The 16,840-nt window shown below is 43.2% G+C and carries 20 protein-coding genes; 11 read left to right on the top strand and 9 right to left on the bottom strand.

From position 1 onward, the window contains the following. Positions 1–10: 10 nt before the first annotated feature. From AC3IRT_RS16160 to AC3IRT_RS16125, 8 genes are all read right to left on the bottom strand, one after another. On the bottom strand, positions 11–994 hold the full coding sequence (locus AC3IRT_RS16160; protein ID WP_489394238.1) for a DUF6427 family protein: 984 nt from the start codon (positions 992–994) through the stop codon (positions 11–13). Between the two features lie 12 nt (positions 995–1,006). Then, positions 1,007–1,210: a CcmD family protein gene (locus AC3IRT_RS16155; RefSeq protein WP_489394237.1), complete on the bottom strand. Its 204-nt coding sequence runs from the start codon at positions 1,208–1,210 to the stop codon at positions 1,007–1,009. Positions 1,211–1,215: 5 nt separating this feature from the next. After that, positions 1,216–1,893 carry a cytochrome c biogenesis protein CcsA gene (ccsA, locus tag AC3IRT_RS16150; protein ID WP_489394236.1) on the bottom strand — a complete coding sequence of 226 codons (678 nt, stop codon included), beginning with the start codon at positions 1,891–1,893 and terminating at the stop codon, positions 1,216–1,218. A 22-nt stretch (positions 1,894–1,915) separates the two neighbouring features. After that, the gene (locus AC3IRT_RS16145; RefSeq protein WP_489394235.1) at positions 1,916–2,575 is read right to left on the bottom strand and encodes a heme exporter protein CcmB; all 660 of its coding nucleotides are present in this window, start codon (positions 2,573–2,575) and stop codon (positions 1,916–1,918) included. 55 nt (positions 2,576–2,630) lie between these two features. After that, positions 2,631–3,005: a hypothetical protein gene (locus AC3IRT_RS16140; protein ID WP_489394234.1), complete on the bottom strand. Its 375-nt coding sequence runs from the start codon at positions 3,003–3,005 to the stop codon at positions 2,631–2,633. Positions 3,006–3,104: 99 nt separating this feature from the next. Then, positions 3,105–4,940 carry an ABC transporter ATP-binding protein gene (locus tag AC3IRT_RS16135; RefSeq protein WP_489394233.1) on the bottom strand — a complete coding sequence of 612 codons (1,836 nt, stop codon included), beginning with the start codon at positions 4,938–4,940 and terminating at the stop codon, positions 3,105–3,107. Between the two features lie 75 nt (positions 4,941–5,015). After that, positions 5,016–5,558, bottom strand: a complete 543-nt coding sequence (locus AC3IRT_RS16130) for a hypothetical protein (protein WP_489394232.1) — start codon at positions 5,556–5,558, stop codon at positions 5,016–5,018. Between the two features lie 64 nt (positions 5,559–5,622). Continuing rightward, complete coding sequence (locus tag AC3IRT_RS16125; protein ID WP_489394231.1) at positions 5,623–6,405, bottom strand: SAM hydrolase/SAM-dependent halogenase family protein; 783 nt, start codon at positions 6,403–6,405, stop codon at positions 5,623–5,625. Between the two features lie 250 nt (positions 6,406–6,655). Here AC3IRT_RS16125 and AC3IRT_RS16120 point away from each other — a divergent pair, with 250 nt between their 5' ends. The 11 genes from AC3IRT_RS16120 (at position 6,656) to AC3IRT_RS16070 (ending at position 16,337) form a co-directional block, all read left to right on the top strand. Then, positions 6,656–7,642 carry a PhoH family protein gene (locus tag AC3IRT_RS16120; protein ID WP_489394230.1) on the top strand — a complete coding sequence of 329 codons (987 nt, stop codon included), beginning with the start codon at positions 6,656–6,658 and terminating at the stop codon, positions 7,640–7,642. A gap of 84 nt (positions 7,643–7,726) precedes the next feature. Next, the gene (locus AC3IRT_RS16115; protein ID WP_489394229.1) at positions 7,727–8,689 is read left to right on the top strand and encodes a phosphoribosylaminoimidazolesuccinocarboxamide synthase; all 963 of its coding nucleotides are present in this window, start codon (positions 7,727–7,729) and stop codon (positions 8,687–8,689) included. A gap of 2 nt (positions 8,690–8,691) precedes the next feature. Further along, positions 8,692–9,066 (top strand): STAS domain-containing protein, encoded by a 375-nt coding sequence (locus AC3IRT_RS16110; RefSeq protein ID WP_489394228.1) that lies wholly within the window; start codon positions 8,692–8,694, stop codon positions 9,064–9,066. 1 nt (position 9,067) lies between these two features. Continuing rightward, entirely contained in the window at positions 9,068–9,988 is a 921-nt protein-coding gene (locus tag AC3IRT_RS16105) for a ribonuclease Z (RefSeq protein ID WP_489394227.1), read from the top strand. 91 nt (positions 9,989–10,079) lie between these two features. Continuing rightward, positions 10,080–11,132: a histidinol-phosphate transaminase gene (gene hisC / locus AC3IRT_RS16100; RefSeq protein ID WP_489394226.1), complete on the top strand. Its 1,053-nt coding sequence runs from the start codon at positions 10,080–10,082 to the stop codon at positions 11,130–11,132. 6 nt (positions 11,133–11,138) lie between these two features. Then, positions 11,139–12,278 (top strand): bifunctional histidinol-phosphatase/imidazoleglycerol-phosphate dehydratase HisB, encoded by a 1,140-nt coding sequence (gene hisB, locus AC3IRT_RS16095; RefSeq protein WP_489394225.1) that lies wholly within the window; start codon positions 11,139–11,141, stop codon positions 12,276–12,278. Between the two features lie 32 nt (positions 12,279–12,310). Continuing rightward, positions 12,311–12,901, top strand: coding sequence for an imidazole glycerol phosphate synthase subunit HisH (gene hisH / locus AC3IRT_RS16090; RefSeq protein ID WP_489394224.1), 591 nt, complete (start codon positions 12,311–12,313; stop codon positions 12,899–12,901). Positions 12,902–13,012: 111 nt separating this feature from the next. Continuing rightward, positions 13,013–13,765, top strand: a complete 753-nt coding sequence (locus AC3IRT_RS16085) for a 1-(5-phosphoribosyl)-5-[(5-phosphoribosylamino)methylideneamino]imidazole-4-carboxamide isomerase (protein ID WP_489394223.1) — start codon at positions 13,013–13,015, stop codon at positions 13,763–13,765. A 1-nt stretch (position 13,766) separates the two neighbouring features. Continuing rightward, on the top strand, positions 13,767–14,519 hold the full coding sequence (gene hisF, locus AC3IRT_RS16080) for an imidazole glycerol phosphate synthase subunit HisF (RefSeq protein WP_489394222.1): 753 nt from the start codon (positions 13,767–13,769) through the stop codon (positions 14,517–14,519). Positions 14,520–14,546: 27 nt separating this feature from the next. Then, entirely contained in the window at positions 14,547–15,137 is a 591-nt protein-coding gene (gene hisIE, locus AC3IRT_RS16075) for a bifunctional phosphoribosyl-AMP cyclohydrolase/phosphoribosyl-ATP diphosphatase HisIE (protein WP_489394221.1), read from the top strand. 300 nt (positions 15,138–15,437) lie between these two features. Then, on the top strand, positions 15,438–16,337 hold the full coding sequence (locus tag AC3IRT_RS16070; RefSeq protein ID WP_489394220.1) for a WD40 repeat domain-containing protein: 900 nt from the start codon (positions 15,438–15,440) through the stop codon (positions 16,335–16,337). Here AC3IRT_RS16070 and AC3IRT_RS16065 read toward each other — a convergent pair. Next, on the bottom strand, positions 16,334–16,819 hold the full coding sequence (locus AC3IRT_RS16065) for a GAF domain-containing protein (RefSeq protein WP_489394219.1): 486 nt from the start codon (positions 16,817–16,819) through the stop codon (positions 16,334–16,336). The genes AC3IRT_RS16070 and AC3IRT_RS16065 overlap by 4 nt on opposite strands. Positions 16,820–16,840 lie beyond the last annotated feature (21 nt).

Below are 16,840 nucleotides of genomic sequence, written 5' to 3'. Positions count from 1 at the left end.
GTTCAGTGGTTTACAAGAATTGAGAGCAAATGATGCTTGTGATCATTAGGAGATACACTGCTTCAAAAATCCATTTATTTTTAGCGTGCGTAAAATAATAGGCCAAGTAGATCGAAAGTGGCGGTACGCACAGCAAAAAATGGTTAATCGTAATGCCGGCATCTAAGTAAAAAGAGGCGGCTATTAATAGCAACATGTAGAACAGCAATTTGAACGATTTGCGTACGTGTACCACGCTTTTAAAATATTGATCTTTCAGTACAACTAGAAAAAGCAACATCGCAATCACAACAGGTGCGAGCGCAATAAGGTCGTAATAATCTACGTGAATAGTGGCGCTAAATGGTGTCGTGAATGGAGAAAAGATCAGCAGAAACTCGTCAAAACGGTAGTTCCAATAATATACAACACCCAGTAGGAAATAAATCGTGATAAATCCGAGCAAAGGTGTGATCCACTCTCGCCAGTCAAACGGTCGGAATATGAGTAAGCTTGCCCATAAAAGCAGCAGCATAATCGTAAATGGGAAGTAGATTAAACTACCTAGCGCAACGATGATCCCTAAATCAAACATCCGCCCTTGGATATTGCTTAGCTTATAAATCTTAAACAGTTTGGAAAGCATCCAAATCGTCAAAAAATTGCAGATCAGGGTAGGTGATAAGACTAAAAAAGGCAGAAATAAGCTCACCAATGTCATAAACATCAACGCTGTCAAAAAGCTCGGTTTGCCTAGAAAGTTATAATAATTAATGACTCGATTGAGCTGAAAAGCTTGAAAGAGGGTTAATGTCAACGTGATTAACACGTTGAGGTAAGGCGAAAGGCGATCGCCGATTTGAAATCCGATCAGATTATGCAACGCCGGTTCGAATAGAATCGGCTCCAATTTGTCGGGTAATTGTAGGAATAAGCCCAAACATAGCACTAATCCAACTATCGCTACCAATAAGATATTAAGCGCGGATAAATTACGGTGTTGGCTTATAATCATGGGCGAGAAGACTTACTTTCTTTTCTCTAGTTTGGAGACTCGGCGATCCAAAGTGAAAAGATAAGTGGCTACGCCAATAAAGATAATCAACATCACCGCTATGACGATGTAAATCTTTCCTTCAGAGCGTAGTGTGGTCGCCATTTCTACAGGTTGCGCCATGGCTTGCATGATCGCGAATATCATTCCTAGTATAAGTATAATTTGTTTTTTCATGGTGGCTAAGCAGCTGAATTGTCAATAGTGTCTTCCTGTTCCTCGATCAAGCGGATTCTGTAACGCATGGTGCCAATCCACACACCAATTAAGATCCAGCCGACGGCTGCGGTATAGAAAACCGGACGCATATAATTATCCATATCCAAGCTACCAATGGTAGAATTGCCACCACTGCCGGGGTGCAAAGAATCCGTTAGCTTCGGTAAGATATAGATCAATACGATCATCACCGGAAAGGCAAATATGTTGTATATCGCAGATATTTTAGCACGCTTTTGTTCTTCTTCCAAGGCATTTCTCAATACCAAATACGCAAGATACATTAACGTAGCAATAGCAGAACCGTTTAGCTTGGGGTCATTTGGCCAAGGATCTCCCCAAGTTATATACCCCCAAAGCATGCCAGTAAGCAGACCAAGACCACAAAATAAAATGCCTGTATTCACGGCTTCCACCGCGATAAGATCGTGCTTTTTGTCTGACGAACCAAGGTATTTCACACTGTAAATCACAGAGATCAGATACAAAAAGATCATGGCAAACCACATCGGTACGTGGTAATACACATTTCGGATCGTTTCGTTTAGTATGGGGAGTTCGGGTACTGGACCTAATAATCCTGCTACGACTGAGCCGCCGACCATTATTAGGGCTAATATTTTCCACCAGGTTTTTCTCATATCGTTTTAAGAAAACAAGACTTTAATCCCGCCAAAGGTAAGGAAATAACAATAAAGATATAGCAATCGTAATTACATTAATTGCAATCAAAACGAGCAATTCATTCGCACTAGCGGCACGTTCTACACCCTGAATAGCAAACAGCGAAAGTTTGATAAGCACAATCAAAAGTGGGATAATCACCGGAAAACTCAAGATGGCCATGATGGTGCTATTGCTGCCTGTTTTGGCACTAATACCTGATACCATGGTAAAGACGGAAGAAAAACTGATCGCGCCTAAAGCTACTGCGGTAAAATAGAGGGAAAGATCTTCAATAGGGTTTTTGAAAATCGTACCATATACAACGAATGCTGTTCCAGCAATAACCGTCATGAGGATGGCATTGTACACAATTTTAGAAAAAACAAGTGCTTTAGGGTTTACCAAACTATAGTAATAGAGATACCGATGTTGTGTTTCTTGGGTGAAGCCACGGGATATCGCCGTAATAGAGGCAAAGAGCAAAATGATCCAGAATAAGGCATTCCAAACAAGCGTATCCACAGATTTGAATGCTTGATAGCATACAAATACTGTGGATACGACGTACAATAAAATACTGTTTATAGCGGCTTTAGAGCGCCACTCCAGCATAATATCTTTTATTACCAAAACTTTTACCTGCTCCAAGAAACTCATACTATGCAAAGATAGTAAGGATTACAATGGAGAGGTCATTTTGAGATGTAAAATGTTACGCTTTGTCTAATTCTGACTTTGCTTTAGAAGCATATTCACCAGACACATCTTTTACGTTTCCAGCTGCTTGAGAAGCTTTGTCTGCCCACTCATTCGCTTTTACCGCTGCTCTATCGATGGCAGTTTTGCCTGCATCTTTTGCTTTACTTCTCAATTCATCTAAATCTTCTTTTGCTGATTGTGCAAATTCACGAGCGCGCTTCGCTTCTTTTTTAGATAAATCTTTTACCGAGCGAGTTAGATCCTTCAATCCTTTGTTTGCGTTATCTAACTGCTTTTTGCCATCTTCTGTACCCAATAGATAATATGCCGCAGTACCTACTGCTAAGCCTAAAAGTGCAAAGGCTACTAATCCGTTCTTATTTTTCATGCTTTCTACCTTTTAAAAATATAATAATCTGTTGTTTGTTTCTAATTTTCAAACAAGGCTTATTCCAAAAGGTTTGCCTGAAAGTGAAATTAACAAATTTTAACCAGTCACAATATCAAGTGATTGCAACGAGTATAAGTGATGGTACAGTCCATGGCATCTGGACATCAGTTCTTGATGGTTGCCTGAATCAGAAACAGCGCCATTTTCGATCACTAGAATGGTATCTGCATCGCGAATAGTGGATAAGCGATGTGCGATAATAATCGAAGTACGATCACGCATCAATTCTTCTAACGCAAGCTGTACCAATCGCTCGGATTCTGAATCCAACGATGAAGTGGCTTCATCCAGAATCAAGATTGCAGGATCTTTCAATAGCGCACGAGCGATGGCAATTCGTTGGCGTTGGCCGCCCGATAATTTGACTCCGCGTTCGCCCACCATCGTTTGATATCCTTCTGGGAAGCTCATGATGAAGTCGTGCGCATTGGCTCTTTTGGCTGCGTTGGTGATGTCATCGACACCAGCTTCCAGTTTTCCGTAGCCGATATTCTCGGCAATCGTACCGCCAAAGAGCAGTACATCTTGTGGTACAATCGCTACCTGATTACGAATGTCTGTTAGCGAAAAATCTTCCGCTGGCACACCATCATATAGCACCGTGCCGCTTTTCGGTTCGTAAAACTGCAATATCAGCGAAGCAATGGTCGACTTTCCAGTGCCGCTTGGCCCGACAATAGCAAGCTTCTGCCCTGCACTCACATGAAATGAAACGCCTTTCAGCGTTTGAATATCCGGTCGCGTAGGATAGGAGAATTCAACATTGTTGAATGTGACATCGCCACGAATTACTTTCTTAATTATTCTATTCTCGGCAGAGATGTCTAATTTTTCCTGTTTTTCGGTTAATATTTCCAATACGCGCTCACTGGCACCGATGGCCCGTTGTACATTAGCATACAGCTCTGGAAAGCTACCCATCGAGCCCGCAACAAACATAGAATATAAGATGTATGTCGTCAGATCACCGACGGTGATGTCGCCTTGCGAAACAAGCGTGGCGCCATACCAAATGACTACGATTGCGGCACCAAATACACAGAAAATAATGAAAGAAGCAAAAACACCACGAAAAGTCGCGCCGCGCACCGCCAAGCTAACTACTTCGCATAGCTTATCTGCATAACGAGTGGTTTCACGGTATTCGTTCACAAATGCCTTTACATTGGAAATACCCGAAAGTGTTTCCTGAACGATGGCATTTGAGTCGGCCAACTTGTCCTGCGTTTCTTTGGATATTTTGCGGATGAATTTTCCAAATACGAAGCCTGTCAACACGATGATCGGTAATATAGCCAAGTTCATTAATGCCAATTTCACCGATACAAAAACCAACAGCGCTACCCCAAATGCCAAGCTGATTGTTTGGCGCAGTAACTCCGCCAGTGTGGTGGTCATCGTATCCTGAATTTGCGAAAGATCAGATGAGATGCGACTATTCAACTCGCCCACGCGGCGATTGGCAAAGAAATCCATCGGCAATGCGATCAATTTATGATATACTTCTTGGCGAATAGTATACAAGGCCTTCTCGGATACTTCCACGAAAAGGCGGATACGAAAAAAAGAAATGACTGATTGAAAGAATAAGATGAACATCGAGATCAGTCCAATTTGTACAATACTAGCAGGGAGCCAATCGTATTTTTGTTTTCCTTGCGCGGCATCGATCATGGCGCCGAGCAAAGCAGGGAAGGTCAACATGGTCAAACTAGAGAGGATCAAGAAAAACATTCCCCAAATAAATTTCGAACGGTAAGGAAGGATGTACCTGAATATTTGGTACCCTTTCTTCATTACTTCTAAATTTAATTTTGGCTTAGGTAAATCTTCTCCGTTATTGTTGCCACTATTCAATCGTTGTCTCGCCATGTCAATCCACTGTCCTCGATTTTTTGAGAACCCACAAATTTAGCCATTAATCATATTTCGCCTATCAGAGTTCCGTCACTTTTTGACAGTGGAAATACGTTTTCGCAGGTAAATGATGTAACTTATAAGCCCCAGCGTAACTATGCTGAATAGATAAAGCCATACATTGCTTTGGTGCTCTTCTTCGTCGAGGCTGCTTACTTGGGTTCGTAATTTGTCGTTTTCGGTCTGTAGTTTGGTAATGGTACGCATGTAGGCAGACGATCTTATGTCGTACTCATCCGCCAGTTTTTGATAGTGATCTTTCTCAAAATCCTTCAAGTTCAGGAGTTTTTGTGTTTCTAGAAAGATATGATTGTCATTGATCACCACTGCCTTCAAGATGTCGATGGATTGTTGCATATCGCGCTTGGATTTAAAGAGGCCAAACACGCCCGATTTTTTGAGCACCGATTGGTCAAACTCTCCAAACTTCTGCTTCCGATGTTCCAGCAGGCTATTCACCTTCGTGCGCTGCGTTTCATAAGATAAAGAATCCACACTGCTTTTGATCTGTGCCATGCTGATCGACGGTCCGATCCAAAGCAGGCAAGTGCTGAGTATCATGATTCTAAACATTCGGATTTTATTTATTGTAGCCATGCCAAAAAACAATTAGAGAAGGGTCTGATTGAGCTAATGTTTAATTGGTGAAATCAACCAAGATACTTTCATCTTGGTGCAAACCAAGTAAGTTGCTCGCATTACCTTTATTGATGGCAATTTCTAAAAAATTACTGATACCAAAAAGACAAAGCTTTTCTCCCTCGGAGACCTCATTGTAATGCCAGCACAATTGACTGATTGTTTCGTTGCGCTTAAAGCGCAAGGTAAATCCCCTGCCAGCCTGCACCCGGTTAAATAGGTCTTTACTAATATTGCTGATGACATTCCCGAACGAATCAATATAGCTCACATGGCCTTTGATTGTATCGGCCGTATACACGGGTTGTAGCGTGCCCTTGAGCACTGGATTGTCGATGTGCAAGCCAATCTCTTGGAGCGATCCACCGCTGGCAATATGGCAAGCCGCTTTCGTAAGGATGTCGGCTAAGGGGAAATGCAAATAGCGGAGATCTTGCATGATGTTGATCTCTACCACCTCATCGGCCTGTTCTTCGCCCAAGATAATTCCAAAAATACCATTATCCGCGCCCACAAAATAGTGGCCTCGAAACTTCATGGCGATGTAGCGAGATCCTTCCAAAAAGACCGTATCTATACCAATCAGATGCACCGTATCTGGTGGGAAATAACGGTATGCATTGTTGATGACAAAAGCAGCGTGCTGGATGTTGAACGAGGGGATTTCGTGCGTAATGTCTACTAACCGCACATCAGGCAACAGGGTAATGATGCTTCCCTTCAGCGCTGCCTGATAGAAATCCCGATGTCCTAAATCTGTCGTTAAAGTAATTACGCCCATATTCACTTTCTGAAAGCGTTCTATCCAGTTCTATTTTTGATTCGGTAGATCGCAATACATCCATTCTTAGTCAGAATTGACTAAGCTACAAAAGTAATAAAATCTACGGCCATGCACAGTACACAGTAGTAAAACTTTGCACACAGTTTGTTTAAAAAAATAAAAGAGTAATATAGCAATAAGTAGATGGAAGAATGTTATTTTAGTACACAGGAGTATACGTAAGTTTTTACCTTAAAGGAAAGTAAAATTGAGTGAATTAGTTATTCGGCTGGAAGAAGTCAATCTTGTAACGCTTTGGGGTGCCCAAAACGAGAACTACGAATTTTTAAAAAAAGTGTTTCCTAAAATACGGTTGATTGCCAGAGGCGACGAGCTGAAGGTGTTGGGAGAGGAAAAGGAGCAGTTGCTTTTCAGTCAAACCTTTGAAAAAGTCATGCTTCACGTACAACGCTTGCAAAACTTGTCGGCGCTAGATCTGGAAAGCATCGTCAGTGATGTGGTGCCCGCACCTATTTTGAGCAATGCTTCGAAAGAAGCAGCCGCTATTGCAGATCCGGCCTTATCGCGAGGCGAACCCATTGTATATGGTACCAACGGGGTTATCGTACGTGCTCGTACGCCCAATCAACGGAAAATGGTCGACAGCATTCATAAAAATGATATCCTATTTGCTGTTGGTCCTGCCGGAACGGGAAAAACTTATACAGCCGTGGCGCTTGCCGTGCGTGCTTTGCGCAATAAAGAAATCAAACGCATCATCCTGACGCGACCTGCAGTAGAAGCGGGTGAAAATCTGGGTTTCCTGCCTGGCGATTTAAAGGAAAAGGTAGATCCGTATCTAAGACCGCTTTATGACGCGTTGGATGATATGATTCCTGCAGAGAGGCTCAAAGATTATCTGGAAAATAGAACCATCGAAATAGCACCGCTGGCTTTTATGCGTGGCCGTACTTTGGATAACTGTTTTGTGATCTTGGATGAGGCGCAGAATGCAACCGATATGCAACTCAAAATGTTTTTGACACGGATGGGACCTACCGCTAAGTTTATCGTGACGGGCGATTTGACGCAGATCGATTTGCCAAAGAAATCGCAATCGGGATTGGCCACTGCGATCAACTTGTTGGATAATATTGAAGGTATTGATATTGTACACCTCAATGGCTCAGACGTGGTGCGACATAAGTTGGTGAAGCGGATCTTAGAAGCTTACGGCGATATCAAACCATCGTAACGCGCCACTCTTTGCTGAAAACTTCGTACTTTAGTCCCTCCATCGTCTCCGGGCGTGGGATCAAGTCAAAAAACTGCTTTGAGAATGAACGCAATAAACGAAACGAACTTTAAATTCAATAAACAAACTGCTTTTTACAGAGGCAAGGTACGTGATGTATATACCGTAGATTACCACTATTTGGTGATGATTGCTTCGGATCGTATTTCTGCATTCGATGTGGTGCTACCGAAGCCTATTCCGCATAAAGGACAAGTGTTAAATCAGATTGCTGCTAAGTTTTTGGCGGCCACTGCCGATATTTTGCCCAACTGGGTATTAAGCACGCCGGATCCTAGCGTTACTATTGGTCATGCTTGTGAACCATTTAAAGTAGAAATGGTCATTCGTGGTTATCTTGCCGGTCATGCTTGGCGTACGTACCGTGATGGAGGTAGATTATTGTGTGGCGTGACCTTGCCAGAAGGTCTGCAAGAGAACGATAAATTGCCCGAGCCAATCATTACGCCTACGACAAAAGCAGCTGTAGGGCACGATGAGGATATCTCTAGAGAAGATATTTTGGCCAAAGGTATTGTGAGCGAAGAGGATTACGTTCAATTGGAAAAATATACCAGAGCACTGTTTCAAAGAGGTACAGAGATGGCGCACGAGCGCGGCTTGATTCTAGTTGATACAAAATATGAGTTTGGCAAAAAAGACGGTCAGATCTATTTGATCGACGAGATTCATACGCCAGATTCTTCTCGTTATTTTTATGCAGATGGCTATGCAGAACGTCAAGCTGATGGAAGTGCTCAAAAGCAACTTTCCAAAGAGTTTGTGCGACAATGGTTGATGGATAACGGATTTCAAGGAAAAGATGGCCAGCAAGTGCCTGAGATGACTGAAGAGGTGATTTCGTCGATATCTGCACGTTATATCGAATTGTACGAGCATATCACAGGCGAACAATTCGTTTATCCAGAAGCGGGAGCCGTAAACGAGCGTATACAAACAAATGTAGATCAGGCTTTGACGCAGATCATTGCCACAAAAGAAGGTTAAGTATGAAATTCACGGTGGAAAAAGGAGAGCGTTTTGTGGTAATTGAGCCGCATGCGAACTGTTTGAATGGCGAAGTGGCAGGTAAACTGAAAGGCGAATTTATGCTAAGAAATACCGGCGGACAACGAAATATTATCTTGGATCTTAATCGCGTAGAATCCGTAGATGAAGATGGAATCCGTGTTGGTCTGCTCGCAAGACGCTTGTGCAAAGGCATGGGCGGCCTGTTTATCCTAGTCAATGTACATGAAAATGTGTTGGGATTTATGAAAACGATCGGCTTGGAATCCTATTTCAAGGTAGCCAAAGATATCGAAAGAGCCAAAGACATGATCTTCGGTAATGAGATCCGTTTAGAGCTGAGGGGCGATCAGTAATATGCGCTTCTCTGTCCTTATATTAGGCAATAGTTCGGCTACGCCCATGTACGAGCGGCATCCGACTTCTCAGGTCGTTAATCACAACGAACAGTTGTTTCTAATCGACTGCGGTGAAGGTACGCAGATGCAACTCACGCGCTATGGAATTAAAAGTAACCGAATCAACCATATCTTTATCAGTCACCTGCACGGAGATCATTACCTTGGTTTGGTAGGTTTAGTTTCGTCCATGCATTTGATGGGGCGGAAAACCGACTTGCACTTATACGGGCCGCCTCCATTGGAAGAAATATTAGCCTTGAACTTCAAATATTCGGAGACAGAGCTTCGGTATAATCTGATTTTTCATCCCACGAATCCCAACGAAAACGAAGTGCTCTATGAGTCCAAATTACTGCGCGTAGAGACATTCCCTTTACGCCATCGGATTGCTTGTACTGGCTTTCGGTTTCAGGAAGGAGAGCGCCCCGCCAAATTAGATGTTGAAAAGGTCGCGAAATTGGATATTCCTGCTGCCTTGATTAATGGCATAAAATGGGGTTTGGATTTCACGGATAAAGATGGGACGGTACATCCTTCGAGCGAACTCACTACGCCAGCGCCCATACCTAGAAGCTATGCGTACTGCTCAGATACCGTGCGCATTCCCGATTATTTGCCATCGATACAGCAGGCAAATCTCTTGTATCATGAATCCACTTTTCTACATGAAATGAAGGATCGTGCTGTAGAAACCTTTCATACGACATCGTTGGAAGCAGGGGAGATTGCCAAAGAAGCGGAGGTTGGTCATTTGCTTTTAGGGCATTATTCGGCGCGCTATAAAACCAAAGAGCTGAACCTGCTGTTAGATGAAGCCCGTTCCGCATTCCCACATACGGATCTTTCCGTAGAAGGAAAGTGGTACGAAGTCGAGTAACTCCGCATCCATTCTACCAAAATAGTTCATGTTATTCGTGATATTTTGCTCATATTTACAAAATCATAATTTTTCCACCATTTAGTTAGTAATGTCATTTAATTTAGACTTTCTTTTAAGGGAAAACATAAAAAATCTACAGCCCTACTCTTCTGCCAGAGATGAATTTGATGGCGAAGCTTCTGTGATGTTGGATGCCAATGAAAATGCTTATGGCTCGCCGTTAAGCCAGTCTTTCAATCGTTATCCTGATCCATTACAATTAGCGGTAAAGCAGAAATTGTCAGCTATAAAAGGCATAAGCACCGATCGCATATTTTTGGGCAATGGTTCCGATGAAGCAATTGACCTCTTGTTTAGAGCATTTTGCAGACCGGGAATAGATAATGTTATTTTGCTGCCACCTACGTATGGCATGTACGAAGTATCCGCTAACATCAATGATGTTGCGGTGCGAAAAGTAACGCTGACTGCTGATTATCAATTGGATATTGATACCATTGCGGCAGCGGTAGATGAGCATACCAAAATAATTTTTATTTGCTCGCCCAACAACCCGACAGGCAATAGCATTCACCGTCAGGATATTGAAACTATTCTAGTCAATTTTGACGGGGTCGTGGTACTAGACGAGGCCTACATCAATTATTCGAAGCAAAGTTCGTTTCTTCCGAATCTGGCCGAATTTCCCAATTTAGTGGTTTTACAAACCTTGTCTAAAGCGTGGGGATTGGCGGCATTGCGCTTAGGAATGGCCTTCGCCAGTACAGAAATCATTCAGATTTTTAACAAAATCAAACCACCATACAATATTAACCAAGCTACGCAAACTTATGCCATCGAAGCCTTGGAACGTATTGATACGGTCAACGAATGGATTCGGGAAACAGTGGATGAGCGGGCTTTATTGGTAGAACAATTGCAGCGAATCCCACAAGTGGAGCACATCACACCATCTGATGCCAATTTTGTATTGGTGCGTTTGCAAGAGGCGAGACCGCTGTACCATCACTTGGTGAGCAACGGCATCATCGTACGTGATCGTTCTACGGTGACCTTGTGTGAAGGCGCTTTGCGAATGACCGTTGGTACGCCAACAGAAAACCAAACGTTGCTTGCTCAAATTAAAGAATTCTATAGTTAATACGATATGTCAGATTTATTGAAGCGCGTCTTATTTATCGACCGTGATGGCACCTTGATACTCGAACCCGAAGACGAACAAATTGATTCGTTTGCGAAGTTGAAATTTTATCCAGGCGCATTGCACTATTTGCCCAAGATTGCCAAAGAATTAGATTTTGAATTGGTCTTAGTGACCAACCAGGACGGATTGGGGACGGATTCGCATCCGGAAGACAACTTCTGGCCAGTGCATCAGTTCATCATGGAGACTTTTGCAGGTGAAGGAGTGGAATTTGCTAGAGAACATATCGATCGTACATTTCCCCACGAAAATGCCGCTACGCGCAAACCAGGTATTGGTTTGTTGGGTGAATATTTCGACACAGAAAACTATAACCTTACCGAATCATTTGTGATCGGTGATCGGGTAAATGATGTGAAGCTGGCGCAAAATCTCGATGCTAAAGCTATCTGGCTTGGGGGCAATACAGCTCTTGGTCTGGCAGAGAACGTGGAAATATCGACCGATACGGTGGCGCTGCAAACCACCGATTGGAAGGAAATCTATGAATTTCTAAAATTAGGCACGCGCACGGCTTCGCATCAGCGGAAAACGAATGAGACTGATATATCCATCACGATCAATCTGGATGGCAGCGGCAAATCGGATATAGATACCGGATTACCATTTTTTGATCACATGCTCGATCAGATCGCGCGCCACGGCGCTTTGGATCTTACGATTCGCGCCAAAGGTGATCTGCATATCGACGAACATCATACCATTGAAGATACAGGGATTGCTTTAGGCGAGATTTTTGCGAAAGTATTGGGCGATAAGCGCGGTATTGAACGTTATGCATTTACTTTGCCGATGGATGATTGCTTAGCGCAAGTGGCGCTTGATTTTGGAGGCCGCAGTTGGATTGTATGGGATGCAGAATTCAAACGTGAGAAGATTGGTGATATGCCGACGGAGATGTTTTTCCACTTCTTTAAATCATTCAGCGACGCTGCCCGTACCAATTTGAATATCAAGGCTGAAGGCGATAATGAGCATCACAAGATCGAAGCTATCTTTAAAGCCTTTGCCAAGTCGATTAAGAAAGCCGTACGACGCGATGCAGAAAATATGCAATTGCCAAGTACCAAAGGCTTATTGTAAGTCGTGATGCAGAAAAATACTTACCAGACCACATGATTGGAATTGTAAACTACGGAGCAGGGAATATATTTTCATTAACAGCCGCATTGGTACGCTGCAATCTGCCGTATGGCATGATTAACGAACCAGCTGATTTTGATAAATACGAGCGGATTATTATCCCCGGTGTGGGTCACGCAGGTGCTGCGATGCAGAAGCTCCGCGATTCGGGATTGGCAGAAGCCATTTCTACGCTCACCAAGCCCGTGCTAGGCATTTGTGTGGGCATGCAATTGCTCACGAGTTTTTCAGAAGAAGGCAATGCTGACATGCTGGGCGTATTCCCGATGCGAACGCTGCATTTTCAACAGCGTATTGCTGAAAAAGTACCGCATATGGGGTGGAATACCACACAAATCCGTCGCGATTGCCGTCTGTTTGATGACATAGTGGATAACACGTACTTCTATTTTGTGCATTCTTTTTTTATAGAATTCCAAGAAAAATATACGGCTACTTCGACCAATTACGGCGTCGATTACGCAGCAAGTATCCATAAAAACAATTTTTACGGCGTGCAATTTCATCCGGAGAAATCCGGTCCAGCAGGAGAGCAATTGCTCCTGAATTTTGCAAGGCTTTAAACAAACTTAATACGGATGTGCACATGATCATAAAGGATCATGCGTACATCGTTACCGATTATTCACTATTTTTGAACAGTAAACTGATTTTTTTTCTTGATTGATTCTACCATGTATATTATACCAGCTATTGACGTTTTAGACAAAAAAGTAGTTCGCCTACGCGAAGGAAACTACGATGATGTCACCCATTACGAGATCTCTTTAGAAGAGCAAATTGCCAATTACCATGCGAATGGTACAGAGATCGTGCATATCATTGACCTAAATGGTGCAAAGGGTGATTTCTCTAATCAGCAGTATCTTTTTGAAGTATTGAAAAAAACGGATATGAAGGTACAATACGGTGGTGGCGTACGCAGTATCGAGAAAGTGAAAGAGCTGGTAGATGCAGGCGTTTACCGCGTGATTGTCGGTACACAAGCGATTACGAATCCTTCTTTCTTAGAAGAACTGAGTGCACTCAACGAAGGACGTGTGAAATATGCGGATCACGTAGTAGTAGCTATTGACGTACTCGACGAGGTGATTAAGTACTCGGGTTGGTTGGAAAGCTCTCCTATCAAACTCATTGAATACATTGATAAATGTCTTTCACTAGGTTTTTACCGTTTCTTGTGTACAGACATTAGCAAAGATGGCAAATTGGGTGGAGCTGGTGTCGAATTGTACAAAAAACTATTGGATCACTCTCCAATCATCAAATTGATCGCATCGGGCGGTATTAGCTCGATGGAAGATATACAAGCGCTACAAGATTTGCAACATATCGAGTCGGTAGTGGTCGGAAAAGCGATTTACGAAAACCACATTTCGATCGATGATATCAAAGACTGGAACTTAAAAGCGTTGATCAAATTCTAGTATGTTAGCAAAGCGCATCATTCCCTGTCTGGATGTAAAGGATGGGCGTACCGTAAAAGGGGTCAACTTTGTAGACCTACGCGATGCTGGCGATCCAGTTGAGTTAGCTTGGCAATATTCACAGCAGGGAGCAGATGAATTGGTGTTTCTGGATATTACCGCCACACACGAAGGCCGCAAAACGATGATCGATTTGGTGAAGTCGGTGGCTCGGCAGGTCAATATTCCATTTACGATTGGTGGTGGAATCAATGAATTAAAGGATGCTGACGCCTTGTTGGCGGCTGGCGCGGATAAGATCTCTATCAATTCTGCTGCAGTACGTAATCCGACCTTGATTGACGAACTAGCTAGATCATTTGGAAGCCAATTTGTGGTCGTAGCGGTAGATACGCGTCTTGTAGACACAAAAAACTTGGTGCACCTGCGTGGTGGCCGCGAACAGACGGATTTCGTCACCGAAGCGTGGATCAAAGAAGCAGAAAGTCGGGGAGCTGGTGAGATTTTGCTCACCTCCATGGATCACGATGGTACCAAAAGCGGATTCGACCTATCTTTGCTGTCCAAGATCAATTCTACGATCAAGATACCGTTGATCGCCTCTGGAGGCGCCGGAAATGAACAACATTTTGTGGATGTATTCCAGCAAAGTGGTGTAGATGCTGCTCTGGCAGCATCAGTATTTCACTATGGCGAAATACTGATTCCAGACTTAAAAGACACATTAAGAAAAAACCACATCGTGGTAAGATGATAAAAAATCGAAGGGATATATAGGGTTATGCAAAAGGTAGATTTTTCAAAAGGAGATGGTTTAGTTCCTGTGATTGTGCAGGATGTACAAACTTTGGAAGTATTGATGTTGGGTTATATGAATTCGGAGGCTTGGGAGAAAACGCAAAAAGAGCGCCGCGTCACCTTTTATTCACGTAGTAAGCAACGTCTGTGGACTAAGGGCGAAGAAAGTGGGCATTATCTCGAGGTACAACACTTGCATGTAGATTGCGATCAGGATACGATCTTAATCAAAGCGCTACCTTTGGGTCCGACTTGCCATACCGGAAGCCGAAGCTGTTTCAATACCGATCATAATCAAAATTTCCTTTTCGAACTGGAACGCGTGATTCAGCAACGTATCGATATCCCGACAGAAGGATCGTATGTAAATAGTCTTCGTCAAAAAGGATTGAATAAGATTGCACAGAAAGTCGGGGAAGAAGCGGTAGAAACGGTTATTGCGGCTTTAGCGGAAACCGAACATGACTTTGTCAATGAATCATCGGATCTGGTATTCCACCTGATTTTACTGCTGAAAGAAAAGGGCTTGGGGCTGCAAGAAATTGCTGCTAACTTGGCTTCTCGCCACAAGTAGATCTTACTAATGCATAATATTATTTTTTCTTCGGCGCAGGGTGAATACTTGCGCCACTATTCCTATAGCACATATTAGCATATTGAACAAAAAGGCTTTTATGCCAATCTGCTCTGTGAGGTAGAAGTACAGAGCGACCACAGCTAGTATGCTAAAACCAATGATAATAACTAATGAAACCTTTTTCATAACGTTGGAGCTTTAGTAAATCGGACACGTATTATCGCAGTACGGTCAAGAATACTACAGCTAAGCGCTTGAAATTGTTTTTCTCCATCACGAAGCTGTATCTTTGTTTCTATGCCAGACGTCTCTTTACTTTATACGCTACGCGGTCATCAAAATCCTATTTTTACGTTAGCAACGGGTGATCATCACACCTTGTTTTCAGGTGGTAACGATAAGGGCGTGGTGGAATGGGATTTGCAGACGATGCAGTTCCGACGGATTCTTTGTGCGGTGTCGCATTCCGTGTATGCGCTTCATCGGATTCCCAATACCGACTTGTTGGCGATTGGCTTGCGCTCTGGTGAGATCCTGATAGTGAATTATTTGGAGCAGAAGCTCGTGACTAAAATGAAAACAGAATCCGGCGCTGTGTTTGCGCTGCAGTCGCTACGTGAGAAGTCAGAACTGATCGCCATCGGAGAGGAAGGAGTAGCTTACGTCTACGATACGATCTATTTTAAGCTTTTGTATCGATTCCGCGTATCAAAGGATACCGTACGCACCATTGCGGTAGATTCAGCTACGTCCACCGTATATTTTGGGGACAAAACCGGGGCTATTTATAAATATGATAGCAGGGAGTACGAACCTGTACAACAAGTCCTAGTGCACAAGATGCCGGTGACCAGTTTGTGTGTGGTGGGCGAACAATTGCTTTCTGGTGGTAGAGATGCTAAATTATATCAATTATCTACTTCTGATTTTGCGGTGCAACACGAAATAACGCCGCATATGTTTACCGTATATGGTATTGTGGCCAATGCCGATCAAACACAAATCGCGACGGCGAGTCGCGATAAAACCTGGAAGATATGGGATCCAAAGACCTTGATTTTACTCAAAAATATCAGTGTAGATCGGGGTTATGAGAGCCACATGCTATCGATTAACAGCATTCTATGGCAAGATCAACACATCATTACAGCAGGTGATGATAAGACGATCAAGGTGTGGGAAGTCGCGGCAGACTAAATTTCAGAAGCGGCTGTTAAAATCGTAATCATTTCTTGTAAATACTGCGCATCTACCTCATCAAAACTATTCAACTCGGCACTATCTACATCTAACACACCAATACAAGCACCTTCGTGCATGATCGGCAGTACAATCTCTGAGCGTGATAGTGAGCTGCAGGCGATGTGCCCTGGAAATGCATCTACATCGGGCACGATAATCGTTTCGGCCTTCGCCCATGCCGTGCCACAAACACCGCGATTGTGTGCGATGCGTGTACAAGCTACTGGCCCTTGAAATGGACCTAGTACCAATTGATCATCTTTTACTAAGTAAAAACCTACCCAGAAGAAACCAAATTGCTCTTTTAATGCTGCAGCGAGATTCGCCATATTGGCTACAAAATCCGACTCGTAATCGATTAAGGCCTTGACTTGTGGAATCAATGCTTGGTATTGTTCTTCCTTGGTGCCAGTTGCACGTGTTAAATCTTCGGCCATAGTAACGATGACATGCTCGGT

The organism is Sphingobacterium sp. KH_072 (assembly GCF_057837975.1).
Note: the sequence above shows the minus strand (reverse complement) of the source record. Positions and strands in the feature narration are given on the sequence as shown.